This is a genomic window from Lachnoclostridium sp. An138 (assembly GCF_002160765.1).
Classification (GTDB): domain Bacteria; phylum Bacillota; class Clostridia; order Lachnospirales; family Lachnospiraceae; genus Laedolimicola; species Laedolimicola faecalis.
Map to the genome: position 1 here is coordinate 32,124 of NZ_NFLF01000009.1, position 25,301 is coordinate 57,424.

Consider the following 25,301-nt stretch of genomic DNA (forward strand, 5'->3'; position numbering starts at 1 on the left):
TTTTTTTGCCGTCAATATATTTTACTGAAAATTTACTAAAAAATTACCCCCTGCTTACATCGCCGGAAACCGCTGCATCCCGCTCATAGCCGGCCTGTTTTCAAATTCTTGTAATAAACAAAAGACCGCGTAGGCGCCGATAATTCCAAGCGTCTCAACGGTCTTCTCTTCCTAATTATTCTCTCTGCGTCATACAGGCTCTGTTTTCTTTTCTATTTCCTTTTCCATTTACTGCAGACCCTTTGTCAGCGGAATCAGGCACAAAAGTACAACGATTCCCACAATTCCGATTACAATTCCCAGAATCATATTGCTCCACACCATGGTCAGGCACATTCCCACACCCAGAAGCAGGGCTCCGGCGATTCCCAGGAGCACCGTTCCTATAGTCTTTCCCGACACATGGATCGGCTCCTTATTTTCCATCTTTCTCCATACCAGAACCATAATCAGCAGCACAACCGCTCCAACGACTCCCATGATAACGCCTGGGCGGAACGCATTCCACTCCGGAATCAGCGCCATGCACATTCCAAGCGCAAACAGGATTCCTCCTATGGTTCCCAGAATCATTGCCACAAAACTGCTCTTTTTCATTTTTCCCTCTTTCCTTTCCTGAAAACAATTTATTTACTTGATGATAGGAGAATAAGCCTCCGTTGTTTTCGTTGTGTTTCTCTTTTGTTTCTGAAATATTAATTCGAGAGTTAAAATGTAGAGGGACCTTTTAAATGTATCATGATATCGCATCTACGGCCTGACCGGATTCGAAAAAAGATTTTGTCAATGCGTACAGAATTTCCGAAAAAGCGCAGAAAAAGTCCCCTCGCCACAAGCTATAGCGAGGGGAAAATAAAAAGCGGGTGATGGGAATCGAACCCACGTGTCCAGCTTGGAAGGCTGGTGTTCTACCATTGAACTACACCCGCAGATAAGCTTAAATGCCCAGAACCGGAATCGAACCAGTGACACGAGGATTTTCAGTCCTCTGCTCTACCAACTGAGCTATCTGGGCAGATGCTCTCACATATTCAGTTATTATGTATCGCAACGGTAATAATTTATCATGACTGGGAAGGTTTGTCAAGCTGTTTTTTTACTTTTTCGTCCCCGTATTATAAATAAAACAAGCCGAATATAAACCGACCGCCCCGAAAAACACCTCCTGACTGCAGAAAATGCAGCGGCTGTCATTTTCTCGCCGCTGCATTTTTGCTGATTGAAATCCGGTTTTATCGAATCTGTTTTATCCGCCTTTCCGCACTCTGGGGTTTTTAATTATTTCACAGCTCTTCGCCATTGGAGGCGATGACTTTCTTATACCAGGCAAAGCTCTTCTTCCGGTAGCGGGCGAAGGTTCCGCTGCCATCGTCTGCCCTGTCCACATAGATGAAACCGTACCGCTTGCTCATCTCGCCGGTGCTGGCGCTTACGAGGTCGATGCAGCCCCAGGGCGTATAGCCCAGAAGCTCGACGCCGTCCTCTTCCACTGCGGCTTTGAATGCCTCGATGTGTGCTTTCAGGTACTCGATGCGGTAATCATCCTCCACGGTGTAGGAACCGTTCCCGTCCGGAATCAGCTCGTCCCTGGCGCCCAGGCCGTTTTCTACGATAAAGAGCGGCTTCTGGTAACGGTCATAAAGGGTGTTCATCGTGATCCGAAGACCCAGCGGATCGATCTGCCAGCCCCACTGGGAAGACTTCAGATACGGGTTCTTCGTTCCCTTGAAGGCATTTCCGATGGTCTCCCCCACGTTTTCCTGCGTGGTGATGCAGCGTGAAGAATAATAGCTGAAGCTGATATAATCCACCGTATTTTCCCGGAGGATCTTCTCATCCTCCTCTGTCAGATCGATTTTGATATTCTTTTTCTCAAACAGCTTTCTGGCGTAATTCGGATAGTATCCTCTGGCCTGTACGTCGATGAACATCATATTTTCCCGGTCTTTTCCGAGGGCAGCCCAGACGTCCTCCGGCATACAGCAGTAGGGATAATAATTTCCGGCCGCCATCATGCAGCCTACTTTATTTTCCGGATCGATTTCATGGGCGATCTTCGAGGCCCAGGCGCTTGCCACCAGCTCGTGATGGGCGCTTACATATTTGGCCCGCTCCTGGTCTTCTCCTTCCTCAAACTGAAGCCCGGCTCCCATGAACGGAAGATGGAGAATCATGTTGATCTCATTGAAGGTAATCCAGTATTTTACCAGCCCTTTATAACGGGTGAAAAGCGTCGTCACGAGTTTCTTGTAGAATTCGATCAGGCGGCGGTCTTTCCATCCCCCATAGGTCTTAATCAGATGCATGGGACAGTCAAAATGCGTGATGGTCACCAGGGGCTCGATTCCGTATTTCTTGCATTCGCGGAATACTTCTTCGTAGAACGCGATCCCTTCTTCGTTCGGCTCCTCCTCGTCCCCCTTCGGGAAGATCCGGGACCAGCCGATGCTCATACGGAAGGTCTTGAATCCCATCTCCGCGAACATGGCGATATCCTCCCGGAAATGATGATAGAAATCAATTCCTTCCAGCGCCGGGTAATAATAGCCCTCTTCTATCCCGTCCATTTTTCTGACGCCCAGCATGACGCTGCGTCTTTCCGGTCCGTGGGGGATCACATCCACATTGGCAAGGCCGCGTCCGCCCTCCGCATACGCGCCTTCACACTGATTGGCGGCTGTGGCGCCACCCCATAAAAAGTCTTTGCTTAACGGCATGATTGTTCCTCCCTGCTGCTTCCTTTGTTACTTCATCACCTTGATAATTGTCTCCTGAGGCATGATATCTCCTTCCGAGACAGCGATTACCTCTCCGCAGTCCATGGTGTTTGTAACGATTACAGGAGTTATTATATCATATCCTTCGCTCTTGATTCCCTCTAAATTCACTTTCAGGATGGGGGTTCCCACCTCTATGGCATCACCGTCTTTTACAAGAGCTTCATAATATTTTCCATTCAGGTTTACCGTGTCGAGCCCCACATGAATCAGCAGCTCTACGCCCGTATCAGAGACGATACCGATGGCATGCCTGGTGCCGAAGACAGTCTGAACGGTTCCTTTGACCGGGGACACGAAGTTTCCATCCTCCGGAACGACAGCCGCGCCTTTTCCGAGAATCTCCTCTGCAAAGGTCGGGTCGTTTACGCTTGAGAGGGGTACAAGCTTCCCTTTCACAGGAGCGCAGATGTTGGTTACGCTTCCGGACATGGCAGAAGATGTCTTTTTCTCCTCCTCTGCATTTTCAGAAGAAGCAGTCTCGGGCGCAGCGCCGGAAGCTGCCGTCTCTTCCTCGTCCTTATCCCTGTAAAGCACAAAGCTGATAATAAAAGCAATTACAAACGCGATAGCCGCGCCGATGCAGGCCAGCATCAGATCTCTTAAGCTGTCGCCGCCGATATATCCGGGCAGGGTCATCAGTCCCGGAGAGCCGCCGCCATAATTCTTAACTGTGAACAGGCCCATAAACAGGCCTCCGCAGGCGCCGCCGATGCAGGCGGAGATAAGCGGTGTCTTAAAACGCATGTTGATTCCGTAAAGGGCAGGCTCCGTAATTCCGCACACAGCCGTAATACCCGCGGAAGAAGCCACCTGACGCACCTCATCCTTCTTCGTCTTGACCGCTACTGCAAAGGTCGCCGCGCCCTGAGCGATATTGGAAGCCAGGTTTGCCGGATACACAATGGTGTCAAAGCCTGTCGTCATACGGTTGTTGATACCGATGGGAATGATTCCGTAGTGCGTACCCGTCATAACAAGCAGCGGGAACACGCCTCCCAGAATCAGCGGAACCAGCCAGCTTACATAGGTATTCAGCAGGGTTACGCCAGAGGCGATCCAGCTTGCGATGATGTAGCCGACAGGTCCGAGCACAGCCAGACCGGCCGCCCCGGCTATCAAGGCAGTAATCAGAGGCTTCGTGAAGAATTTGACCGGCTTCGGTGAGACTCTGTCCGCAATCGGCTCTACCAAAGACATGAACCATACGGTCAGAATGATCGGAATAACCGATGAGGAGTAGCTTGCGTTGTAAATCGGAATGAAAAACAGCTTGATGGCATCTCCGCCCTCCTGAGAAGCAGTCACCATATTTACAAAATTGGGATGCAGAAGCATTCCGCCCAGCATCATGGCAAGGTACGGGTTGCAGCCGAATTTCTTCGCGGCTGAGTTCGCAAGCAGAATCGGCAGGAAATAGAATGCTGCGTCTGCCATAAAGTTGATAACCTGATAGGTGCTCGCGGTGGTGTCTACCAGATGGAAAGCTACAAGCAGGGACAGAACCGCTTTGAGCATACCGGCTGCCGTGATCGCAGGCAGAACCGGCGTAAAGATTCCGGTAATGGTGTCGATCAGCCTTGCGCCGATGCTCTTCTTCTCACCGTCATTTTTCGCCGCGCCTCCGCCCTGGGCCAGATTGCATTTCTCAGCAATCGGCTTGTAGACATGGTTCACATCATTTCCGATGACAATCTGGTACTGGCCGCCGCTCACCACTACGCCCAGCACGCCCGGCGTCTTCTTCAGTGTGTCTGTCTGCGCCTTGCTCTCGTCCTTCAGATTAAACCGAAGGCGGGTAGCGCAGTGGGTCAATCCGCTGACATTTTCCTTGCCGCCCACCAGCGTCAGGATTTTGTCGCCAAGTTCCTGGTAATTCATATACACTTCCTCCTTTTATCTCTTCACGTTTCCTCTGAGCGGAAAACGGATGATACATTATTTCGTAATTACGCGCCGGATATGGATGATCAGATACATGATCTCATCATTGGTCAGAAGAATCCCGTATTCCTTCCGTATGTAATCGTAGACCTTCAGGACACAGGCATATTCTTCCCGGTACTGATTCTTAATCATAATGAAGAACGATTCGTCATTCTCATCCAGCTCCTGCCCGGAAAACACCCGTTTCACAAAGAATTTCAGGTGGGTGATAAAGCGGTCGTAATGGATGGATTCCTCGTCCAGCTCCACATGAAAATGGTAGCGGACAATATTCAGGATATGCCGGATGATCTTCATCATCTCCTGGGTGCTTCCCATATCGTTGAATTCCATCTCCGCGTTGACGATGTGGGTCGCGATGAAACCGGCCTCATCCTCCGGCAGCAGACACCCTGTTCTCTTTTCCACAATCTGCAGCGCTTCCAGGCCAATCTGGTACTCATGACTGTAAAAACGCTTGATTTCCGTCAAAAGCGCGTTATGAATCGGCAGCCCTTCCTTCATGCGCTTTATGGCAAAATGGATATGGTCACACAGATTCAGATACAGATAATTGCTCAGGGGCTTTCCAAGAGAAACTACCGCATAATCCACAATCTCATTGGCTGCCTGGATACATTCCAGCGGCATCTCCGAGAGCAGTTCTTCCATGTGGCGTCCCTGCTCTTCCCCCTGGAGGATATAGATTTTCTCTATCTTCTCCTTCTCTATGGGATCTCCCGGTTTCTTCTTAAATCCCAGCCCGCTCCCCATCACCATAATCTCCCGATCAGCGTCGTCGTGAGAGCGGACAAGATTGTTGTTAATTACCTTATCTACCTTCATTTCACTGACACCCTGCCCTCCAATACAATCCAAAACCCACCATGATAAAAAAAAGCTATACCGCACACACATTCTTTACCAAATGTGTATAAGCGGTATAGCCTGCTTTACCAGTAACAATCCATTTATACAAGTGGAGTATAACATCAACACCTGCATTTGTCAATTATAAGCAAAAAGTTTTTCCCTACAGCAGCTCCTTCTGATGAGTCGCATAGAGATATTCGTCAATCGTGTTCACGATTCTGTCCTCCAGAAGCGCCACCGGATCATTCTCCAGCTGTCCCTCGCGGACCTTTGTATACTGAATCGGCATGAACTGGCTCATGAGATTCAGCGGAACACCCAGAGTTCTCAGATTGGAAATCAGACGGTCTGCGGCCGCTTCCACAGCCGGGGTCGGCATGTAGTATCTGCAGCGGTCAGAGAAGGAATATTTCCGTTTGATACGAAGCTCCAGCTCTGTTCCCTGATAGTGCTTTCTCCAATATTTATCGTCCTTCAGCATCTCCGCTTCCAGCGTATCCGCGAAATTGCTGGGCTCGATATCTGTGCCGTAAACCAGCTCTTTCTCGATATGCTCCAGAGCGAACATGCCCTCACGCATGGCAAAGGTCAACCCCGGTCCCACTTTCAGAATGCCCACGCCGTCCTCAATCAGCTCGCGCAGCTTAATCTTGGTCTGATAGTCTGTGGAATGTCCCTCAAATACCAGGTTCGGGAAATCCTTGATGGACGCCATCAGCTCTTTCGCCTTTTCACGGTCATACTCGGTGCAGCCGCTGTCCTTTTCCTCCACGCCCGGCTGAACTACAACCGCGATTACACGATCCCAGACGTCCGCGCCCAGGCCCGCGTCTTTGAACGCTTTCTCAAAAGCTGCCACCGTATTCTTGAAATCTTCCACCTTCGTCACCTGGACGCCGGCATCTTCGCTTCCCACTGCGCCGCCCGGAATGGGCACCTCGCTTCCAATGATGTAAACCGGAGGAATCGCGTCCGGTTCCTTCTCAAGAAGCTTTTTGTAGGTCTCCTCTGCAATCTCTGCCAGATGAGCGCCGCGGCCGGCAATGATCTCGTCAGAAAGACGTGTGTCCGGATCGTCGCTCTTTACCTTCATGCTGGTGTCAATATGGATCTTTGTGAAGCCTGCCCCCACATAATGGCGGATCAGCTCCTCCGCGTCAGCCATGGCCTCCGCCTCATCCTTTCCGGCAAAGGTCAGCGGTCCCAGATGATCTCCGCCCAGGAAAAGTTTTCCTTTCTCGAAGCCCACCTTGTCTGCGATGTCCAGAACAAATTTCTTGAAATCCGCCGGCTTCATCCCCGTGTAGCCGCCGTTCTGGTCGCACTGATTCGCCGTGCTCTCGATGAGTACGCAGGAACCGTCCTCCCTTCCTCTCTTCAGAGCAGCTTCGATCACGTACTTGTTGGCGCTGCAGACAGAATAGATCCCCACATTCTTCCCCTGCTTCTGAAGCTCTACAATTTTTTTCAATGGATTCTGAAGCATGATAAACCCCTCCTGACTTTATTTTCTTCCTGTTTTTTTATTCTCATTCTGGCTGATCTTTGCCAGCCCCACAAAATGAAGCACGCTGAAATACACTCCTATGACCGCGATGCAGCCGCTGAATATCATCAGCCCCGTGCCGTATTTCTGATCGAACGCGTTCAGCATCACCAGCACCGCCAGCAGAAGATAAAGCACTGCCAGCATCAGCACCCGTCCCTTGGATTTTTCTGTCACTATGTACTGAAGCCCGGAGACACGCTTTTCAAAATCCACATCCCGGACCGGTTCCAGCTTCTTCAGAAAAGAAAGCCGGAAGGTAAGTTCTGCCAGCACCAGCATCACCGCGCCTGCAATCACTGCCTGAATTACTGTCAGAAACGTGGCTCCAAACAGGATTGCCGCCATCAGGATTACCGCAAAACGGTTTTTATAAAACAGGGCTGCCTTTTCACTCTTTTTCTCAATCAGATACCCCTGTTTCGTGACCCAGTCATAATAAATCGTGCGGCCCTGTTTGTCTGTATAAATATTTCTGCCGGACAGACGGATAGACTCCCTTGCCTGTGCCTTTTCTTCTGCCGGCTTCACTAATTTTCTGCTCATTTATCTGTCTTCCACATCTTTCACTGATATCATACAAAATTAATTGGATACTACATCCTGAATTCCATAGCGGGAAATCTGTATTACAAGCCCCTTGCTGAGCTCCACATCAATCACATCTTCCTTGATCTTTACGATCTTTCCGTAAATACCGCCGCCAAACAGGATTCTCGCTCCGATCTGAATCTTGTTCTGGAGCTCCTGCATCGACTGCCGGTTCTTCTTCATGTTCCGCGCAGAGATAACACTCAGGATGATCGCGAAAATTCCAAGCATTACAATCACGGTCACACAGCTCAACATAACAACGTTCCAATTCATAATTACATTTTTCCTCCGTATTAAGAATGTCTCAAGGACTGCCAGACTCTGGCGAATCCGGCTTCGGCCCTTGAGACACCTTTCTTTTAGTTACAAATCACGCCCTGACCGCCCCCACATGCGCACTCGTCGCGCTCACGCGCTCCAGTTCCGCACTCCGTGCTAAGACTGCTTATGTGGGGGCGGTTACAGGGCTCTGCCCTGTCCCAGCTTCAGGAAGGCAGTTGCTTACATGCAAGCATGACGCACCCTGCCTTCCTGAAGCTGGTCAGGGTGTGCTCTGTAACCTATTTTAACAGCTTTTTATTTTCTTGTATAGGGGTAAAGTGTCACGCCCTTTACAACTCTGTTTACCTCTCCGGTCGGGCAGGGATTGTCCGGCGTGATGGAAAGGGACAGGGATTTCAGAACAGCCAGCGTCTGGGCAAACAGAATATAGTCCAGGCCAAGCTGTACGTTCTCATGATTCTCTTCCAGTCCGAATACCACAGTGTAATCTACGAGAGCGGCCACTGCCTCATCTGTCTTGCTCATCACCGCCACGATCCTGTTGCCCTTGCGCTGTCCGCTCATCTCTTTGATCAGGTCAATCTCATACTGTCTTGTATAAGCGTCGTCGCTGAGATATACAACAGTCAGTGTATTGTCGTCGATGATGGACTTCGGGCCATGACGGAAGCCCAGCGGTGTGTCGTACATGGTCACAACACGTCCCGCTGTCAGCTCCAGCATCTTCAGCGCGGACTCCTGGGAGGTTCCCTTCAGGGTGTTGCTTCCCAGGTAAACAATGCGGTTGAAATCATACTCATTTACGATGGTCTGCGGAATGCTGTACTGATTGTCCAGGAAATTCTGGCCTGCGGCAGCAATCTTCCGAACCTCGGCAACTACCTTGTCCAGCTCGTTCAGGTGGAAGCACAGGTAGGTAGCCAGATACATATTGGAGAAGCTGGAGGTCATGGCAAAGCTCTGGTCATGGGTCTCCGGCGTCAGATTGATAGCGTAGCAGTGCTCTGTGCTCTCTGCGCGCTTGGACAGCGCTCCGTCCTTATTGCAGGTCACAAACAGGTGATAAAGGTTATCGCATACGCTCTCTGCCGCGTCCACAGCTCCGATGGACTCCGGTGAATTTCCGGAACGGCCGAAGCTGATCAGAAGGGTCGGCTTCGTGCGGGAAAGATATGCCTCCGGCGTCGCCACGATATCGGTGGTGCCGTAGGATTTCACCTTATAGTTCAGAAGGCCGGTCAGATGGGGGAACAGGGCATTTCCCACGAACTCGCTGGTTCCGGCTCCGGTCAGAATCACATCGAAATCCTCCTGTGTGATAACCTGGTCGATAAACTTCTGAATCTCATCCTTGTGCTCTTCGATCTGTCTGCAGGTCTTCTCCCAGGTCGCCGGCTGCTGATAAATCTCCTTTACCGTCCAGTTTGAAGATGTCTCCTGCATTTTTTCCTCTGTAATTCCAAAAATGCTGCTCATATGATCTCTTCCTTTCTCTCTGTTTTATCGTAAATAAGGCATTTAGATACCGTCTTCGTCTTCCGGCTCAGTCTGTTCCGCCTTCTTGATTTCAAATTTTGCAACCTGCTCTTTTCCCGTCTGAAGAAGGGAATCTACCAGTCCGTCCAAATCATCCATGAATTTTCTGGACATTACCACTTCCACAAGCATCGGCAGATTGGTGCCAGCCAGAATCCGGACATTCTCCTTGTCCCGTCCCAGCTGAGCCGCTGTGTTGAACGGCGTTCCGCCCATCAGGTCTGTAAAAATAATAATTCCTTCACAGTCCTTCAGTTCATCCATAGCCTTTGTAAGTTCGCCGGCCAGATCCTCTGTACTGTAGGTCGGAAGGAAATCCACATACTGGTATGCTTCCTGCTCTCCCGCAATCAAATTCACGGAGCTCGTCATACCTGAACCAAAATTTGCATGTCCTGTCACCAATAAACCAATCATACTATCTCTCCTACTCTTTGGACTGTATGCATGTCCGCATACGTTTTTATGTGCCTCTATGCCTCCAGCTCTTTCAGCTTCTTCTCAACCAAAGGCATATACACGGCCCTTGGATCAAAACACGCCTTTGCGCTCTGATAATAAACCAGCTCATTCTCTCTGCCCTGCAGATACGAATACTGCTTTGCAATCATAACCAGAATCGCACCGAGCGCAAATCCATAATATTTCTTTGAATTGATATCTTCTTCCATTACATCAATCAGATCGCTTCTCTTATCCAGCATTACGCCATACGACAACTCATTGTAATGAATAAAGGTCTCGTCATCTGTTTTCCTTATCGCTTCCAGAAGCCAGTCTGCATACTTCCGGTTTTCTTTCAGTAAAAAGGTGTGAAAATAGTTTTCCAAAAAGCTTTTTTTATCTGCCGAACCCTTGTACTGTGTATTTATCATATGCAAAAGCGTTTTTTCAAATTTCTCTGTCTCTTTCGCCACATAATAGCCGCGAAGCTTATACAGATCGCAGACGTAATTCCCCAGCAGTTTTCGGGATATTCCCATATCCGCAAGTCTTTCCAGCATATCGCTGTCTTTTTTTTGGAGTGCCGTGTTCATGCTGCCAAGCTGAAAACGCTTGATTCCCTGGAAAATCACATATCCCGCAAACACAAGCAGAATGATGGTAAATGTAATTTTGTTCAAAAAGCCACCTGATTTCGTATAATATAATAGGGAGGGGGGATTTTCATCCTCTCCCCTCCCTTTTGTCTGACGTAAATTTTACCTCAGAATTTTACTTTCTCCGCCTTATTCCTCAGGCGTGGGATACTGATACCACTCAACAAGCGGTGTGTATCCGCCCGGAAGAGCGTTTCCAGCCTCGTCCTGAACCTTGGAGTCTCCGGACCAGATACCGAAAGCACAGCCCAGGATACCAACTACCAGAATCAGAACGATACACTTAACCGGAGTCCAGCCCTTCTTAATCAGAGCATAGATTCCAAGTGTGATCAGCAGCGGGATCAGCTTCGGCAGTACGCCGTCCAGAAGGCTCTGAACATTGATCTGAGTCTCGCCAACGATCAGACGAAGTGTGGTGGAACCATAGTTTGCAATCAGAGCGCCTACTACGAAGATACCCAGGATGCTTGCTGCACGGGTAAACTCTTTCGCATTGGAGGTCAGCATGGTAACTGCCTTGGTTCCCAGTCCGTAAGACCAGTACATCAGTCCGAAACGTACAATAAACTGCACTGCGTTGAAGATAACCAGGAAGAGAATCGCGCCGACAAGGCTCTTCTGCTCCATAGCCATGTTCGCGGTCAGACCTGCCGTAATCGGAACCAGAGTCAGCCAGAACAGAGCGTCACCGATACCGCCCAGGGGGCTGGCAGCGGAGATACGTACGGAACGGATGGTCTGTGTATCAGCCTTGTTCTGCTCCAGGGAGAGAACAATACCCATTACGAATGTTACCAGGAACGGATGTGTATTCAGGAAGTCCAGGTTGTGAGCCATGGAGGCTTTCAGGTCTTCCTTGTTTGTATGTATCTTCTGAAGGCCGGGAAGCATGGACCAAAGCCAGCCGCAGGCCTGCATTCTTTCATAGTTGAAGGATGCCTGTAAGAAACAGGACAGCCAAACCATCTTATTCAGGGTCTTCTTGTCAAGCGGCTGCGCCGGAGTCAGATCCTGATACTTTTCGGGAATATTATATGCCATCCTCGTCACCTCCTGCAAAGCCTGAACCAGCGTTCTGTCTAATCTTTGTCTGAGTCGTGAAGTCATAGATAGCAATTGCTGCACCTACGAATGCACACAGAATCAGAGTAGCTCCGGATGTGGTGGAGTTTGCGCTGCAGAGCAGAGACATAGCAAATCCTGCCAGAAGGAATCCCCACATTTCTCCGGACATCATAACCTTCATCAGAATAGCAAATCCGACGAACTTCATAGCGCCGCCGGCTGCGTCCAGACCAGCCATTACCCAAGAGAAGGACTTGGAGAACTCTCTTAAGCTGTCGCCGAGAGCTGTACCGCCGTACAGACCTGCTACTGCGATTACACCGAACAGAACTCCCAGGAATCCCATCTCCAGAAGGTTGATGTTGCGGATGCCCTTTACGTTAGCTTCTTCCGCGTACTTGTCAGCCTTGGTCATCATACCGGAGAACAGTGTAAAGGTCAGGGTAACTACGTACTGTCCGAATACCGCGAACGGAACCGCAAGGCCAAGGGCCGCGCCTACTCCGTCTGCTGATGCTTCCATGTTAAGAGAAACCGCGAACACGGTCGCCATGATACCACCCATGATGGCGTTCGGCGGCTGTGCGCCTCCGATCGGCATACTACCGATCTGAACGAGCTGATAAGCTCCGCCCACTACGATACCAAGCTCCAGATTTCCGAGGATTGCTCCGATAATCGGGCAGGTAACGATGGGCTGATACAGAGATTCCAAAAAGCTGAACTGGTCAATGCCCATGATGAAGGCAACTACGAAGACCAGCAGAGCCTGGATAATTGTAATATCTCCCATGTTTTCTCCTTTCCAATAAACACATATCAGTTATTTGAATAATTTGTCGATGCTTTCTGTCGGCGTATCCGGAACCCGCTTGATCTCCAGCTCTACGCCCAGCTCCTGCAGTTTCTTAAAGCAGGCCACATCGTCATCGTCAACCGCAACCGAAGTCGCAACCTGACGCTTGCCTTCAGCCATGTGCATGTTTCCGATATTTACTTTCTTAATCGGTACTCCGCCTTCTACCAGCTTAAGCACATCCTGAGGTGTCTCACAGATAATTGCAATATGCTGATTCGCAGAAGCCTTGTGGATGATATTGATTGTTTTCTCCAGAGTGAAGAACCGCGTCTGCGCATAGGACGGCGCAGCCATGTTCATCAGTCCCTGGCGGAACTCATCCTTGGCAACCGCATCGTTTGCGACAAGCAGAAGGTTTGCGCCTACTACGCCGCACCACTGTGTCGCAACCTGACCATGAATCAGCCGATTGTCAATTCTCGTCAATCGAATATCGGGCATGTTCTAAACCCCCTTTCTTAAATATTTCAGCATAACCCGGGCAGGCAAGCCCGCTCCCTCATGCTTTTGTACAAGCGCTTCCCAAATATATCCTATGAGAGGCAGCATATATCTACAAAGGATATTATATCAAATTTATCCAAAAAGAAGTTGCACTTTTTACTTTTTCTCTTGCACTTTTGACTATGTTGTTTTCGCGCGGCAAACCACAAAAGGCAAAACATTCCAGCGCCGCTATGCGCACAAAAACAGGAGCCCCTGCTTTTCCAGTCAGAGACTCCTTCTGTTCTTCCGCGTATATTTCTGATTTCTGCAGCGTCGGTGTACAAGGGGCCATGCGCCTTGGTACACCGACGCTGCGTTTTTTCCCTGCTCAGGCTGTGTAATTCCAGGTATAGGAAAAGATATGAGCTCCTATGACAAGACCGCTTAAGGAGGGATAATTCGCATATGTCCGGAAGAATACCCGGTTTCCCACGTTGGATTCCCCGGCAATAGCCCGCCTGGCCGCCGTATAGCAGGACTCTGTCACCGAATCCAGCCCCTGCTCCAGCATCAGATCGAAACGGCCCGAGGTTACGGGCGAGAACTGTCCGGAGGCCCGGATAACACTGATGATATCATTCTGGGCAAAACGGGAATCCCGGATGCGGTTCATGACCACAGCTCCGACCGCCAGCTGTCCCTCCGCGCCCTGATTTCCCGCTTCGCAGTAAATCAGAACCGCCAGGGCCGTCACCTCTTCTTCCGTGGCATTGTAAGCGCCATACTGCACATACTCCAGCTCTGTGGTCCGCACGCCGGTCACATCACCCAGAGACGCCTGAATCTCAGCCGCTTTTGCCGCCTCGATCTGGGCCTCAATGGCGCGCTTCTCAGCAATCAGCTGCTCAAGAACCTCTTTCTGATTCTCAAGCGTATTATTTTTTCCTTCAAGATCCGCCTGAGCCTCCGCGATCTGCGTCACATGCTGGCTGATCTGGCCGGAAGTGCTGCTTGCCAGCGCCGACACCTCATCCTGCTTTTTCTCCACAGAGGCCTGAAGCTCTTCCAGAGCCTCCATTTCACCCTGAAGCTGTGCTTCCTGCTCCTCGATGGCTTCCTTCTGCGCCACGTACTGCTCGAACATCTGGCGGTCATATTCCGTGATGCTGGCTGCGTAGCCTGCCTGGTTCAAAGCCTCCGCGAAGCTTCCTGACGTCAGAAGGATTTCCAGAAAAGAGCTCTGGGGATGCTCATACATGTACTGGATGCGGGCCTTCATGTCCGCATACTGCTGTTCCTCCACAGCCTTCGCCTCTTCCAGATCCGCCTGGGTCTGTTCAATCTCCGCCTGCTTGTCCGCAATCTGGCTGTTCAGATCCGCAATCTCCTCTTCCAGAGAAGCGTACTGGCTGTTCAGATCCGCCAGATAATTTTCCATATCTTCTTTGGCCTGCTGCAGCTTCTGCTTTTTCTCCTCTGTCTCGTCAATCTCCTGCTGAGTCTTATCGATCTCCTGCTGCTGATTGTCGATCTCGTTCTGAATCTCCTGTACGTCGCTCTCATCCGGCGTCTCCGCGGCCAGGGCCCTGTAAGGCAGATGCGTATAGGACGGAAGCCCCAGCGCCAGAGCCAGGGCCGCCGCCGCGGTCCGCCGTATGATTTTCAAGCCTCGTACCTTTTTCATCGTCTCACCTGTATTCGCAAAAACTGCGGCATCCACTATTTCCATGCTCCGTCAGCCTGCTGCGGGTCTTTACTTCCAGTCGTATCTGGTCAGATGTCCTTCCAGCTTCATACCCGGAAACTGATTCTGCCGCAGGGCCTCGTAGAGCACGACCGCCACAGAATTGGACAGATTCAGGGAACGCGTCTCCCCCACCATGGGAATCCGCACTGCCCGCTCCTGGTTTTCCAGAAGCAGCTCTTCCGGGATGCCTGCGCTTTCCTTGCCGAACATGATATAACAGTCCGGCTCATACGCAGCTTCCGCATATACCCTGGGGGCCTTTGTGGTAGCCATCCAGGGATTGGCGCCGGGATTCCGGCGCAGAAAATCTTCATAATTGATATATGTGGCCACATCCAGCTGCGGCCAGTAATCCATGCCGGCCCGCTTCAGCTCTTTTTCACCCAGACGGAACCCCAGAGGCTCAATCAGATGCAGACGGGTACCCGTGGCCACACAGGTCCGTCCGATATTTCCGGTGTTCGCCGGAATCTCCGGCTCCAGAAGCACAATATTAAAAGCCATACTCAAGCTTCCTTTTCCGCTCTCAGCCGCGCCACAAAATGACTCAGGCGCCCCAGAGCCTCTTTTAACTGCTCCAGAGAGTAGGCGTAGGAAATCCGCAGGAATCCTTCTCCGCAGGCTCCGAACGCGGTTCCCGGAACCACCGCCACCTTTTCCTCTTCCAGGAAGCGGGTCGCGAACTCGTCCGAACTCATTCCGAACTCTTTGATACTCGGGAAGGTGTAAAAAGCGCCATAAGGCTCAAAACAGGAAAGGCCCATCTCCTGAAACGCATTCATCAGAAAGCGGCGTCTCTGATCGTAGGACTCCCGCATCATGGCCACATCCTCGTCTCCGTTGCGGAGAGCCTCCACAGCCGCGTACTGGCTGGTGGTCGGCGCGCACATGATCGCATACTGGTGAATCTTCGTCATCTGGGCAATGATGTCCGCAGGTCCGCAGGCATAACCCAGACGCCAGCCGGTCATGGCGTAGGCCTTGGAAAAGCCGTTGATCAGGATTGTGCGCTCCCGCATTCCCGGAAGGCTGGCAATCGACACATGATCGCCCTTATAGCTCAGTTCGGAATAGATTTCGTCCGAAAGCACAAAGATATCCTTTTCTATACAGACCTCAGCGATGGCTTCCAGATCCTCTTTCTCCATAATGGCTCCCGTCGGATTGTTCGGGAAAGGAAGCACCAGGATCTTCGTCTTATCTGTAATGGCCGCCAGCAGTTCTTCTTTCGTAAGGCGGAATTCATTTTCTTCCTTCAGCTCGATGATGACCGGAACTCCGTCCGCCAGCACCGCGCAGGGCTCATAGGACACGTAGCTGGGCTGGGGAATCAGAACCTCGTCCCCCGGATTCAGCATGGCACGAAAGGCCGCGTCGATGCCCTCGCTGCCGCCTACGGTAATCAGCACTTCCCGGAGCGGATCGTAGCTCACATGAATACGGCGCTCCAGGTAACGCACAATCTCCTCTCTCAGCTCTTTCAGTCCTGAATTGGAGGTGTAAAAAGTGCGTCCTTTTTCCAGAGAATAGATACCTTCTTCCCGGATATGCCAGGGCGTGTCAAAATCAGGCTCTCCCACACCCAGGGAGATGGCGTCCGGCATCTCGCTCACAATATCAAAAAACTTTCGGATGCCCGACGGTGGAATCGAAACTATTTTATCTGATAATGGATTTCTCACGGCGTCACCAGCATCCTTTCATCTTCTGTCGTATGTACCATAATAGAACCATGGTCCTTGTATTTTTTCAATATGAAATGAGTGGCAGTGCTCAGCACAGACTCAATCGGAGAAAGCTTGTCGGAGACAAACTGAGCCACATCGCGCATGGTCTTTCCTTCAATCATCACCATGAAGTCAAAGCCGCCGGAGATCAGATACACGCTGTCCACTTCCGGATAGTTGTAAATGCGCTCCGCCACCTTGTCAAAGCCAAGGCCTCTCTGGGGCGTCACCTTTACCTCAATCAGAGCCGTCAGCTTCTCCGCGCTGGTCTTATCCCAGTCAATCAGGGTATGATAACCGCAGATGATTCCTTCCTTTTCCATATCCGCGATCTCATTGGCTACCACCGCTTCTTCCACACCCAGCATCACCGCCAGATCCTTCAGGTTTACACGGCTGTTCTTTTCAATAAATGTAAGTATTTTCTCTCTCACAACAATTCCCTCCCATCAGTTTTTATGATAAATTTTATATAACTCATCCGTCTTCGGCCGTTCCAGATAGCTTTCCTCTCCGCCGTTCCAGATACGGCGGGCCTTTCCGTCTGTGGCCTTCCCGATGACCGCCGCCGGTATCCCGGCCGCCTCAAGCTTTCTCACCAGATCATGTCCCTGATCCGCCGCCATCAGCATGCAGCCGCTGGAAATCAGATAATAGGGATTCAGCTCAAAATATTCGCAGATCTCTATGGTCTCCTGGCGGATCGGTATGGCCTTCAGATCGATCTCCAGGCCAATCCCTGAAGCTTCAGCCACCTCCCAGAGCGCTCCATAAATGCCGCCCTCTGTCACATCATGCATGGCGCTCACCCCATGCTCCACAGCGATTCTGGAATCCGGGAGCACCGAAAGATATTGATCAAAGCCCTTCGCCGTATCCACAAAAGCCTGCGAAAAACGCTCCAGCAGCTCCTTTTCCTTTTCCTTTGCAATGATCGAAGTTCCCTCGATTCCGATCCATTTGGTCACAAGAATGTCCTGACCGGGCTTCGCGCCCGCCGTGGATACCAGCCGGTCCTCCCGGACCTTTCCCACCCCCGTGACGCTTATCACCGGCTGGGTCACAGCCCGCGTGACCTCCGTATGGCCTCCCATGACCTGAATATGAAAATGAGCGCAGGCTTCTTCCACCTGGCGCATCATTTCCCGGATATCCTCTTCCTCGATTTCTTCCGGCAGAAGCACGGTCAGCATGACGCCCACCGGCTCCGCCCCGCTGCTGGCCAGATCGTTCGCCGTGATCTGAATCGCCAGCATTCCCACATCCTTCACGGTTCCCGTGATCGGATCTGTGGAAATCACAAAAATCTCCCCGGGAGAGAGTTTTACCGCCGCGCAGTCCTCGCCTACGCCGGCTCCCAGAAGCACCTCGTCCCGCTTTGTATGAATCTGTTTAAATATGCTTCTCTTTAAGACGGTCTCCGAAACCTTGCCAATCTTCATGCCGCGCTCCCCTTCTGCACTTTTTAAGTCTTCCGCCTGCGGGGCGCAGAAACTTCCGCTCCCCGCAGAGGCTGCCGGACCTTTACTGCATCCGCTCGATGCAGGACGCCAGGGTAGCGTTCACCAGCGCCTCATCCTGGGTGGCAATGGCTGCCTGAAGTTCATTGGACAGAGACTCTTCTCCCGCTATTCCCACGGTAATCGTTCTGGGGAACATCCGGTATGTGGTCTTATTCACCTTTGTCACTTCCTGCTCTACGCCGTCAATATAGACATGTTTGTAGAGTTCCGCCACCACGCCTGTATTTCCATTTGTCGCCACGATGTAGCCGATGGGCTGGCCCGCGTCCGCCACAATCTGCGTAGTCGCAGGCGTGGTGCTCACCGTCGTGCTTGTGAAGGCAATGGTCCGGTTGGAGGCCCGCGTCTCCTCCCCGTAGATCGTAAAGGTAATCGTCTTATTCGACGTATACGCCTCAATATAAATGGGCGCATCCGTATTGTTTGTAAATTTCAGATCCTTGTAGGTTCCCGCAATCGCCGCGTCCGCCGCCGGGTCCACATAGGATACGGGCATGGAATGCCCGGAACGCTCCGTCACTTCCAGCTCCGCGCGTATCACCGCGTTGTAAAGCGTCGTGGATACCTGGCAGATGCCGCCGCCCATACTGTCCACAGTCTCTCCGTTCAGATAAGATCCCGCCATGTAATACCCGTTCGCCGTAGTAAAGGGGCTCACCGCCTCATAAGCGGAGAAGGTGTCGCCCGGATACAGCACTGTGCCGTTGATCAGCTCTGCTCCCCGGGCAATATTTCCGGAGCGGTTGCTGTTCGACGTCTTATAGCTTGTGGTATAGGTGCCGAGCTCATCCTGAACCTTGCTCAGCTCCTCTTCTGTGCCGCGGGGCTCATCGATTTCCACCGGAAGATCGACGCTTCCCTCTATGTAATCCCACTCATTTTCAATATAATTCAAAATGGCCTCCACAGAGCCGTCCACATCCAGCAGAAGGCCTTCCTCGCCCGCCACGTAGGTAAAGGTGCTGCCATTCTTCTCAAGAGAAGCGTCCACCGCTTCCTGATCAAACTGGGTACATTCGCTGTTCACATACTCTGTAACCAGATCGGAATCCAGCGTCCACTCCAGCTGATAATTTTTATTCTCATGCTCCAGATCCTTGCGGTCCTTGTAGCGCTGAATAATATTTCCGGTCTTTCCAAGCTGAACCGCTTCTTCCACCACATCCATATTCGTGCAGCTTAAGCCCAGATCTCGCAGGGTCGTCTGAAGCTGGTTGTCTCCGATGTTCAGGGTCAGAGTCTCTGTCCCCATTTCCTCTACGTAATCTTCGACCTCTGCCCGCGCTTCCGCCTCGGTCATGCCGGATACGTCAATTCCGTCAATATAGACTCCCGTATGAATCACGCTGCCGGAAGAAGTGTCCGCCGCCAGAGCCTCCGCGCCGCCGGCTGTCAGCGTAAGACCCAGAGCCAGCCCGGCCAGCCATGTCATTTTTCTCATAATATCTCCTCTTTTCCCGTTCACAGTTCACAGATATGCCGTCCTATGACAGAGCGTAGCTCAGCATCGGCACTACCATGGCAATTACCAGAATCACAATGATGATTGTGGATATGATTTTTCTTGATTTCTTGTCATAAAAATTCATCTTATTATCCTCCCGTGTGTGGAAATAATTTTATCAATCAGTCTCGAAGCTTCATTTTTCGTAAGAGTGTCCACAGACACATCTAACGCTATTTTATGATATTTTACCAGATCATTCAAGTATCCTTTTTGCGCAGGTGTCACCGGCCCCTGTTTTTTCACTTTGTATGTCAGCGGAAACGGTTCAAAAAGCTCCGGCGGACTGTCCGGAAAGTCCCGGCTCAGGCGCAGGTACAGCTCCATGGCCGCGCAGGCGTCATCCACGGCCCGGTGCGCATGCTCATGAACAATGCCGTAATGGCAGCAGAGCGCCGTCAGGCTTTTATGCTCCATGTCCGGCAGCAGCTTCCGGGCAATCTTCAGCGTATCTATTCCCGCCTTTTCAAACTCCAGTCCGAAATTCACGGCGTTTTTCTTCACAAAGCTGTAGTCAAACAGAATATTGTGGCCCAGAAGAGGCAGATCGCCACAGAACTCTGCCAGTTCTCCCACAGCAGTCCGGGTATCCTTCCCTCCCGCCGCCATCTCGTCTGTGATTCCGGTCAGTTCCTGAATTCTGGGGCTGATTCGGATGCCGGGATTCAGAAGCGTCTCATATCTCTCCAGAATCCTTCCGCCTTCTACCCTTATCGCTCCGATCTCAAGAATCCGGTCTTCCGCCGGGCTTAACCCCGTCGTCTCCAGATCCAGCGCAATATAACTGTCCGTCACTCGTCTCACCTCTTTGGTTCTTCTTCCCACCAGCTTAAGCCTGCGTCCCCGGTCAGAGGACTTCTCTTTTCGTAGTCAAAAATCAGGTATACCGGTCCCCGGTTTTCTCCGGCCTCTGCCTTTTCTCCCCGCAGCAGCGCCGCTCCTTCTCCGGTCAGCGCTTCCACATGGGTCTCTCCCGGCGCCAGCCGGCGGATTCTCCGGAGCTCTTCCTTATAGGGAGTCTCATCCGGCGCAAAGGAAGGCCGGGCCTTCGCCCGCTCTCTCAGGTAATAGTCTACCGTCAGAAGCTCCCGGTACATGTCCTTCTCCTCCGGGAAATATTCCGCCGCAAAATCCAGCAGCAGCTCGTATTTGCGGACCCGGGAGGATTTCTGGCCCGACTGCCTTTCTCCATAATAGACAGCCAGGTTTTCAAAAAACGCAAAGGCTGAAGAAAAGCGGGGAATCAGCTGCTCCAGGGTCTTCCCGAATTGAAGACTATTATAATAGATTTCCACCATTTCTTCAATCATCTTAAGCCGTAAAATATCGGAAAAAGGAAGCCATGGGGTGGAAAGTACCTCGTAGGGAGGCTGGAATCTCCACTGAAGTCCGTATTTCCGCGCGTCTTCCTGCATGGGAGCGCCTTTGAGCACCTTCAGGAAGCCCAGCTGAAGCTGTTCCGGCTTCATGGCAAAGACCCGGTCAAAGGAATGGCCGAAGCTCTCATAATTCTCAAAAGGAAGACCCGCTATCAGATCCAGATGCTGGTGAATATTTCTTCCGCTCCGGATCTGTCCCACGATTTTTTCCAGCTTATCCAGATCCGTCTTTCGGCGGACCGCTTCCAGAGTCTTTGGATTCGCGGACTGAACGCCGATCTCCAGCTGTACCAGCCCCGGCCTCATCCTTCCCAGCAGCTCCAGCTCCTCTGCGTCCAGGAGCTCTGCTTCTATCTCAAAATGAAAATTCGTGATCCCGTTGTCATGCTCCAGAATGTAGGTCCAGATGGCCATGGCATGGCTCTTCCTGCAGTTAAAGGTCCGGTCCACGAATTTCACCTGGGGCACTCTCCGGTTCAGAAAGAACTGAAGCTCCCGGCACACCTTCTCCGCGTCCCGGAAACGCACGCTCTTATCTATGGAAGAGAGGCAATAGCTGCAGGAAAAAGGACAGCCCCGGCTGGATTCATAATAAATGATCCGGTTCTCAAATCCGGCCAGATCCGCATAGGGAAAGGGCAGGCTGTTCAGATCCGGCAGCGGCGCCGGCGGATTCACGCGGATAGGACGGCCTGCGGCCGCCTGCGCTGTCTGCTGTGCTTCCCCGAGAACCGCCGCCCGGCCTTCCGGCCGGCGCTCCGCGCTTCCCTGCGGCTCCCGGAATACAAGTCCCGGGATTTCCGCAAGGTGCTCCGTATCAGCCTGTCCGGCCGCACAGCACTCTGCCAGCAGCCGGAAGGTCTCTTCCCCTTCCCCGCATAGAATTCCGTCCACAGCCGGATTTTCTCGGAGAGTTTCCTCCGCGTCGTAGGAGACTTCCGGCCCGCCCAGCCAGATGGGAACCTCCGGCATGATCTTTCTGCAGTTCTCCGCCAGCTCCCTCACATATACGATATTCCAGATATAGCAGGAAAATAACAGGACGTCCGGTTTCCGAAGATAAATCTCCCGGAGAATCTCCTCTGTGCGGTGGTTGATGGTGAATTCCGCCATCTCTATGACCGCCTTTCCCTGGAGGGCCGGAGGCTCTCCGAAACCGGGCGGCGCGGATGCGGTGCCAGGGGCAGGCTGAGCCTGCGCCTGCGCCGGAACTCTGCGGCCTGCAGTCTGCGCAAGCGCTGAAGCGCGCAGGCTGTAAACGGCCAGGTTGGAATGGATATATTTTGCGTTGATTGCTGTTAATAAAAATTTCATGGCTTTTTCATTTCCTTCTTTTCCTGCTTTATTACCCTCAATGGACAATTCTGTGCATGTTCACTTCTCTTTGATAACTCTTCCATACATATATAATATTCCAGCAAACGCAGAACATAGTCTGGAGCATGTCTGCCATCACGCTCCCATTCAGAAACTGTTCGATATGGGATCTGAAAATATTCACAAAACTCCCGCCGATTCATTCCTGTACTTTCTCTGAGTTCTCTGATCTTTTTTGCTTTATCCATCATTTTCCCTTTCACGAAAAAGAACACGTTGTGTATATATTAGCGTAAATCCTCTGAAAACACAACATGTTCTTATATTTTTATCAGCCGGCCAGGGGACGTACAGTCCGTTTACCTGCAGACTGCTGTCTGGCTTACGATATCGGAATACACTTCTACCCCCGGCGTCCGGCAGACATACAGGGTATCCTGATGCTCGCCGCCGTGAGTCAGAAGCCGCGTCAGCAGATTTTCATTTTTCAGGAAGCGCTCCGGACAGAAGCCCACATCCTCCTTCTCCGCAAACAGCGCCGCATAGAAGATGCCCGTCTCCACAAGATCCTGGAAGAAGTGGCTACCGTAGGACAGCTCCGGCATCAGTCCCAGCGCGGATGAGGAATATTCGCACATGACCTGCACCCTGTTCAGCTCTGTGAAGTGGACCGGCACGCCCAGGGAAGGCGTCGTGGTGCCGAAACGGCCGGGGCCGATCAGCATCAGATTTTCGTCTCCCAGCTTTCGGTTCAGCTCGCCAATCAGCCGGGCGATGGTGTATTTCTCCTGCTCGCTCTTTCCCGCATAGCCCCTGGCGTCCACGTAAATCACATAGTCGATGGGAAGACGCACATTTCCGCCCATGAAATTCCCCTTCGTATAGAAAATGCAGTCGTCTTTTCCGGTAATCTTCGGAAGCTCCACCGTTTTCCCAAGCCCCTTTGTCTGCAGGGGCCGGCATTGAAGCAGGTTGATGCGGAAGCTTCCGTCTCGCCGGAAGTTCGCGGTAAATTCGATATCCACCGGATAATCGTATTTCCGGGCCAGGAGAGCCAGCACGTCCCGCATCAGCCCCGGAAACGGCGTATCCTTAAGAAGTTTCCGGAAGTTCAGGGAATAGGGCGGTTTCCGGTTCCGGTAACCCAGCTCCCGCAGCCTCTGATACTCGTCATAATCCATCTGAGCGAAAATGCTCTTGTCTGTCTTGATATCCAGAGCCAGGGCGTCGTCCAGATCAATGCTCATAAACCTGTTTTCTCTGAGGTTCAGCACATCTACATAGTGCTGAGAAAACTTCCGCTCATCGCCGGCCTGTACAAGCGGCGTGCGCAGGGGATCGTCCAGGGTCACAATGCGCGCGTAGTCTCCGATAATCCGATCCACGGCCCGGGTTCCGAGACCGAATACCAGGCGCAGCATTCCCGCATTCATGTCGATATCCTTATCCCACACATAAAGGTTTGAGGAATTCCCCATGCCAGCCAGGTGGGGAAAGAAATAATCCCCGAAATAGTCTCCCGACACCCGCTGGACCAGCACTGCCATCTGCTCATCTTTCTGAGCCAGCCCGCGGCTCACACGGTACTGGAGCGCATCCTCATTCATGGTGCTGGCATAGACCGTTTTCACGGCGTCCTCAAAGGCCCGCAGCCGCTCCTCCGGAGAACCCTGGTTCGGGCAGAAGACACTCTCATATTTTCCCGCAAAGGCATTTCCGAAATTGTCCTCCAGAAGAGAGCTGGAGCGGACGATAATCGGCGACTGGCCATAGTATTCCAGCATCCGCACGAAATGATCCCGAATCATCTCCGGGAAGCTTCCCTCCAGGATTCTCTGCTTCAGTTCCGGCGCATAGGTAAAATACCCTTCCTTCGTCTTCTGCCTGGTCCGCAGGCCCCAGCAGCCGTTCTGCACGATGTAGGTGTAAAAAATGTCCGCGCCCAGATAATAGGAGTCATTAGGCTCCAGAAGGGGCTGAAAACGGGCCGCGTCCTCCGGGTCCTTCACCAGCATCCGGCGGGCCAGAAGCATACCCACGCTCTTTCCGCCGATATAACCGCTGCCAATTTCCCGGTAAGCGACCCGGACCACGTCCTCCAGTGTAAAATAATCCACACAGAGGTCGTAAATCCGGGAGTTTTTCCCCACAAGAAGCTCCAGAAGCAGGCGCTTTTTCTCCTCCCGCAGCTCTTCGCCTCCGCTGCGGGCGTCCGCGCAGCTCTTTACGATCTCCTCCCAATAATCCCGCTTTGTCTCCCGGTACACCAGATTGGAGAAAAGCTCCGCCGTCTCCGCGGAGGCCGTGATGGAGACAGCCTCCTGTTCTTTTAGAAGATGAGGCAGAAACATGGTCGGCGAATACCGCTGCCACACCTTCAGCGGATGCACATAGTAATTTCCTTCAATGTGATAGAGCTCCAGAAGCAGCTGAGTCGTCTCCCGAATCCGGGCAATCGTATCATAGGTGTGAGCGTTCCGGATCAGCGCAAAATAGGCGACAGTATTCAGCTCATACAGATACGGGCAGGTCACCTGAAAGAAGTTTCCAATCATCAGATCCGAATGCCAGGCATCCAGAAGAAAGGTCAGGCTGTCGAACACATAGAAGGCGTCCAGCCCCGCCTCTGTGATAATATCCCGGATCTGGGAAGCAAACGCCTCAAAGCCCTGTCCCGAATCCACCCTGCAGATCCGGATTCCTTCCGTATCCCGCAGGACGGGTTCATGGGAAGCAAACCGGATGTAGATCAGGTTTCTCCGATCCCGCTTTGCCTGTGCGATATAAGCTTCCGTCATATACCGGTAATCCTCGATGGAATCCACCTGCCATACCACGTTGTCTCCCATGCGGAGCATATCGATCATCTGATCAAAACCTTTGATTCCCGTACTTGCCCGTTCATGCATTCTCTTCATCCTCCTTCTGCATCCTGTTTCTCTGAATTCTGCTCCTACGAATTCTGGTCCTACGAATCCTGCTTCTGAACGAAACCGGAATCGGATCTTCTGTGTTTCCGCGGCTTCCCTGGATTTGGGGCAGGACAGATTTTCTGCCTGACGAAAGAAAACGGCGGTCCCGGCGGACGCCCCTCAGGGCATCCGCCGGAAACCGCCT

General features: G+C 51.9%; 23 protein-coding genes and 2 tRNA genes. All 25 read right to left on the reverse strand.

The annotated features are described in order from the left end of the window. Positions 1-228: 228 nt before the first annotated feature. The 25 genes from B5E82_RS09100 to B5E82_RS09220 all read right to left on the reverse strand — a co-directional run bounded on the left by B5E82_RS09100 (position 229) and on the right by B5E82_RS09220 (position 25,093). The gene (locus B5E82_RS09100; RefSeq protein WP_087307254.1) at positions 229-597 is read right to left on the reverse strand and encodes a hypothetical protein; all 369 of its coding nucleotides are present in this window, start codon (positions 595-597) and stop codon (positions 229-231) included. A gap of 261 nt (positions 598-858) precedes the next feature. Next, a tRNA-Gly gene (locus B5E82_RS09105) sits at positions 859-929 on the reverse strand. Positions 930-942: 13 nt separating this feature from the next. After that, a tRNA-Phe gene (locus B5E82_RS09110) sits at positions 943-1,015 on the reverse strand. Positions 1,016-1,283: 268 nt separating this feature from the next. Further along, positions 1,284-2,717 carry a 6-phospho-beta-glucosidase gene (locus B5E82_RS09115; RefSeq protein ID WP_087307255.1) on the reverse strand — a complete coding sequence of 478 codons (1,434 nt, stop codon included), beginning with the start codon at positions 2,715-2,717 and terminating at the stop codon, positions 1,284-1,286. Between the two features lie 27 nt (positions 2,718-2,744). Further along, positions 2,745-4,658, reverse strand: coding sequence for a beta-glucoside-specific PTS transporter subunit IIABC (locus B5E82_RS09120; protein ID WP_087307256.1), 1,914 nt, complete (start codon positions 4,656-4,658; stop codon positions 2,745-2,747). A 57-nt stretch (positions 4,659-4,715) separates the two neighbouring features. Then, positions 4,716-5,549 carry a BglG family transcription antiterminator LicT gene (licT, locus tag B5E82_RS09125; protein WP_087307257.1) on the reverse strand — a complete coding sequence of 278 codons (834 nt, stop codon included), beginning with the start codon at positions 5,547-5,549 and terminating at the stop codon, positions 4,716-4,718. Between the two features lie 187 nt (positions 5,550-5,736). Continuing rightward, positions 5,737-7,062 carry a class II D-tagatose-bisphosphate aldolase, non-catalytic subunit gene (locus tag B5E82_RS09130; protein WP_087307258.1) on the reverse strand — a complete coding sequence of 442 codons (1,326 nt, stop codon included), beginning with the start codon at positions 7,060-7,062 and terminating at the stop codon, positions 5,737-5,739. 18 nt (positions 7,063-7,080) lie between these two features. Next, positions 7,081-7,668, reverse strand: coding sequence for a hypothetical protein (locus B5E82_RS09135; protein WP_087307259.1), 588 nt, complete (start codon positions 7,666-7,668; stop codon positions 7,081-7,083). A 39-nt stretch (positions 7,669-7,707) separates the two neighbouring features. After that, positions 7,708-7,989 carry a preprotein translocase subunit YajC gene (gene yajC / locus B5E82_RS09140; RefSeq protein WP_087307260.1) on the reverse strand — a complete coding sequence of 94 codons (282 nt, stop codon included), beginning with the start codon at positions 7,987-7,989 and terminating at the stop codon, positions 7,708-7,710. A 303-nt stretch (positions 7,990-8,292) separates the two neighbouring features. Beyond that, on the reverse strand, positions 8,293-9,474 hold the full coding sequence (locus B5E82_RS09145; RefSeq protein WP_087307261.1) for an SIS domain-containing protein: 1,182 nt from the start codon (positions 9,472-9,474) through the stop codon (positions 8,293-8,295). 42 nt (positions 9,475-9,516) lie between these two features. Further along, positions 9,517-9,951: a PTS galactosamine/N-acetylgalactosamine transporter subunit IIA gene (agaF, locus tag B5E82_RS09150; protein WP_087307262.1), complete on the reverse strand. Its 435-nt coding sequence runs from the start codon at positions 9,949-9,951 to the stop codon at positions 9,517-9,519. A 56-nt stretch (positions 9,952-10,007) separates the two neighbouring features. Next, on the reverse strand, positions 10,008-10,658 hold the full coding sequence (locus B5E82_RS09155) for a hypothetical protein (protein ID WP_087307263.1): 651 nt from the start codon (positions 10,656-10,658) through the stop codon (positions 10,008-10,010). Between the two features lie 105 nt (positions 10,659-10,763). Continuing rightward, positions 10,764-11,678 (reverse strand): PTS system mannose/fructose/sorbose family transporter subunit IID, encoded by a 915-nt coding sequence (locus tag B5E82_RS09160; RefSeq protein ID WP_087307264.1) that lies wholly within the window; start codon positions 11,676-11,678, stop codon positions 10,764-10,766. Next, a complete protein-coding gene (locus B5E82_RS09165) occupies positions 11,668-12,495 on the reverse strand; it encodes a PTS mannose/fructose/sorbose/N-acetylgalactosamine transporter subunit IIC (RefSeq protein WP_087307265.1) in 828 nt (275 codons plus the stop codon). Before B5E82_RS09165 ends, B5E82_RS09160 begins: the two co-directional genes overlap by 11 nt. 30 nt (positions 12,496-12,525) lie before the next feature. After that, the gene (agaB, locus tag B5E82_RS09170; protein ID WP_087307266.1) at positions 12,526-13,002 is read right to left on the reverse strand and encodes a PTS galactosamine transporter subunit IIB; all 477 of its coding nucleotides are present in this window, start codon (positions 13,000-13,002) and stop codon (positions 12,526-12,528) included. 373 nt (positions 13,003-13,375) lie between these two features. Next, positions 13,376-14,716 carry a cell wall hydrolase gene (locus B5E82_RS09175; protein WP_087307267.1) on the reverse strand — a complete coding sequence of 447 codons (1,341 nt, stop codon included), beginning with the start codon at positions 14,714-14,716 and terminating at the stop codon, positions 13,376-13,378. A gap of 24 nt (positions 14,717-14,740) precedes the next feature. Then, complete coding sequence (locus B5E82_RS09180; RefSeq protein ID WP_087307268.1) at positions 14,741-15,238, reverse strand: tRNA (cytidine(34)-2'-O)-methyltransferase; 498 nt, start codon at positions 15,236-15,238, stop codon at positions 14,741-14,743. A gap of 2 nt (positions 15,239-15,240) precedes the next feature. Next, the gene (locus B5E82_RS09185; RefSeq protein ID WP_087307269.1) at positions 15,241-16,416 is read right to left on the reverse strand and encodes a pyridoxal phosphate-dependent aminotransferase; all 1,176 of its coding nucleotides are present in this window, start codon (positions 16,414-16,416) and stop codon (positions 15,241-15,243) included. Continuing rightward, on the reverse strand, positions 16,413-16,895 hold the full coding sequence (locus tag B5E82_RS09190) for an Lrp/AsnC family transcriptional regulator (protein WP_087307270.1): 483 nt from the start codon (positions 16,893-16,895) through the stop codon (positions 16,413-16,415). Before B5E82_RS09190 ends, B5E82_RS09185 begins: the two co-directional genes overlap by 4 nt. Positions 16,896-16,910: 15 nt before the next feature. Continuing rightward, the gene (locus B5E82_RS09195; protein WP_087307271.1) at positions 16,911-17,903 is read right to left on the reverse strand and encodes an AIR synthase family protein; all 993 of its coding nucleotides are present in this window, start codon (positions 17,901-17,903) and stop codon (positions 16,911-16,913) included. A gap of 82 nt (positions 17,904-17,985) precedes the next feature. Further along, a complete protein-coding gene (locus B5E82_RS09200; RefSeq protein WP_087307272.1) occupies positions 17,986-19,425 on the reverse strand; it encodes a VanW family protein in 1,440 nt (479 codons plus the stop codon). A gap of 144 nt (positions 19,426-19,569) precedes the next feature. Beyond that, positions 19,570-20,283 (reverse strand): 3'-5' exonuclease, encoded by a 714-nt coding sequence (locus B5E82_RS09205; protein ID WP_087307273.1) that lies wholly within the window; start codon positions 20,281-20,283, stop codon positions 19,570-19,572. Between the two features lie 5 nt (positions 20,284-20,288). After that, positions 20,289-22,181: a B12-binding domain-containing radical SAM protein gene (locus B5E82_RS09210; RefSeq protein WP_087307274.1), complete on the reverse strand. Its 1,893-nt coding sequence runs from the start codon at positions 22,179-22,181 to the stop codon at positions 20,289-20,291. Further along, positions 22,178-22,435 (reverse strand): helix-turn-helix domain-containing protein, encoded by a 258-nt coding sequence (locus B5E82_RS09215; RefSeq protein ID WP_087307328.1) that lies wholly within the window; start codon positions 22,433-22,435, stop codon positions 22,178-22,180. Before B5E82_RS09215 ends, B5E82_RS09210 begins: the two co-directional genes overlap by 4 nt. A 108-nt stretch (positions 22,436-22,543) precedes the next feature. Next, entirely contained in the window at positions 22,544-25,093 is a 2,550-nt protein-coding gene (locus B5E82_RS09220; RefSeq protein WP_087307275.1) for a PEP/pyruvate-binding domain-containing protein, read from the reverse strand. Positions 25,094-25,301 lie beyond the last annotated feature (208 nt).

What these genes read in the sequence shown, in the direction of transcription:
- B5E82_RS09115 (WP_087307255.1), bottom strand. Translation starts at nt 2,717, where the DNA reads ATGCCGTTAAGCAAAGACTTTTTATGGGGTGGCGCCACAGCCGCCAAT.
- B5E82_RS09215 (WP_087307328.1), bottom strand. Translation starts at nt 22,435, where the DNA reads ATGATGGATAAAGCAAAAAAGATCAGAGAACTCAGAGAAAGTACAGGA.
- B5E82_RS09135 (WP_087307259.1), bottom strand. Translation starts at nt 7,668, where the DNA reads ATGAGCAGAAAATTAGTGAAGCCGGCAGAAGAAAAGGCACAGGCAAGG.
- B5E82_RS09195 (WP_087307271.1), bottom strand. Translation starts at nt 17,903, where the DNA reads ATGAAGATTGGCAAGGTTTCGGAGACCGTCTTAAAGAGAAGCATATTT.
- B5E82_RS09175 (WP_087307267.1), bottom strand. Translation starts at nt 14,716, where the DNA reads ATGGAAATAGTGGATGCCGCAGTTTTTGCGAATACAGGTGAGACGATG.
- yajC (WP_087307260.1), bottom strand. Translation starts at nt 7,989, where the DNA reads ATGAATTGGAACGTTGTTATGTTGAGCTGTGTGACCGTGATTGTAATG.
- B5E82_RS09200 (WP_087307272.1), bottom strand. Translation starts at nt 19,425, where the DNA reads ATGAGAAAAATGACATGGCTGGCCGGGCTGGCTCTGGGTCTTACGCTG.
- B5E82_RS09100 (WP_087307254.1), bottom strand. Translation starts at nt 597, where the DNA reads ATGAAAAAGAGCAGTTTTGTGGCAATGATTCTGGGAACCATAGGAGGA.
- B5E82_RS09145 (WP_087307261.1), bottom strand. Translation starts at nt 9,474, where the DNA reads ATGAGCAGCATTTTTGGAATTACAGAGGAAAAAATGCAGGAGACATCT.
- B5E82_RS09130 (WP_087307258.1), bottom strand. Translation starts at nt 7,062, where the DNA reads ATGCTTCAGAATCCATTGAAAAAAATTGTAGAGCTTCAGAAGCAGGGG.
- B5E82_RS09120 (WP_087307256.1), bottom strand. Translation starts at nt 4,658, where the DNA reads ATGAATTACCAGGAACTTGGCGACAAAATCCTGACGCTGGTGGGCGGC.
- agaF (WP_087307262.1), bottom strand. Translation starts at nt 9,951, where the DNA reads ATGATTGGTTTATTGGTGACAGGACATGCAAATTTTGGTTCAGGTATG.
- B5E82_RS09180 (WP_087307268.1), bottom strand. Translation starts at nt 15,238, where the DNA reads ATGGCTTTTAATATTGTGCTTCTGGAGCCGGAGATTCCGGCGAACACC.
- B5E82_RS09220 (WP_087307275.1), bottom strand. Translation starts at nt 25,093, where the DNA reads ATGCATGAACGGGCAAGTACGGGAATCAAAGGTTTTGATCAGATGATC.
- agaB (WP_087307266.1), bottom strand. Translation starts at nt 13,002, where the DNA reads ATGCCCGATATTCGATTGACGAGAATTGACAATCGGCTGATTCATGGT.
- B5E82_RS09210 (WP_087307274.1), bottom strand. Translation starts at nt 22,181, where the DNA reads ATGAAATTTTTATTAACAGCAATCAACGCAAAATATATCCATTCCAAC.
- B5E82_RS09165 (WP_087307265.1), bottom strand. Translation starts at nt 12,495, where the DNA reads ATGGGAGATATTACAATTATCCAGGCTCTGCTGGTCTTCGTAGTTGCC.
- B5E82_RS09160 (WP_087307264.1), bottom strand. Translation starts at nt 11,678, where the DNA reads ATGGCATATAATATTCCCGAAAAGTATCAGGATCTGACTCCGGCGCAG.
- licT (WP_087307257.1), bottom strand. Translation starts at nt 5,549, where the DNA reads ATGAAGGTAGATAAGGTAATTAACAACAATCTTGTCCGCTCTCACGAC.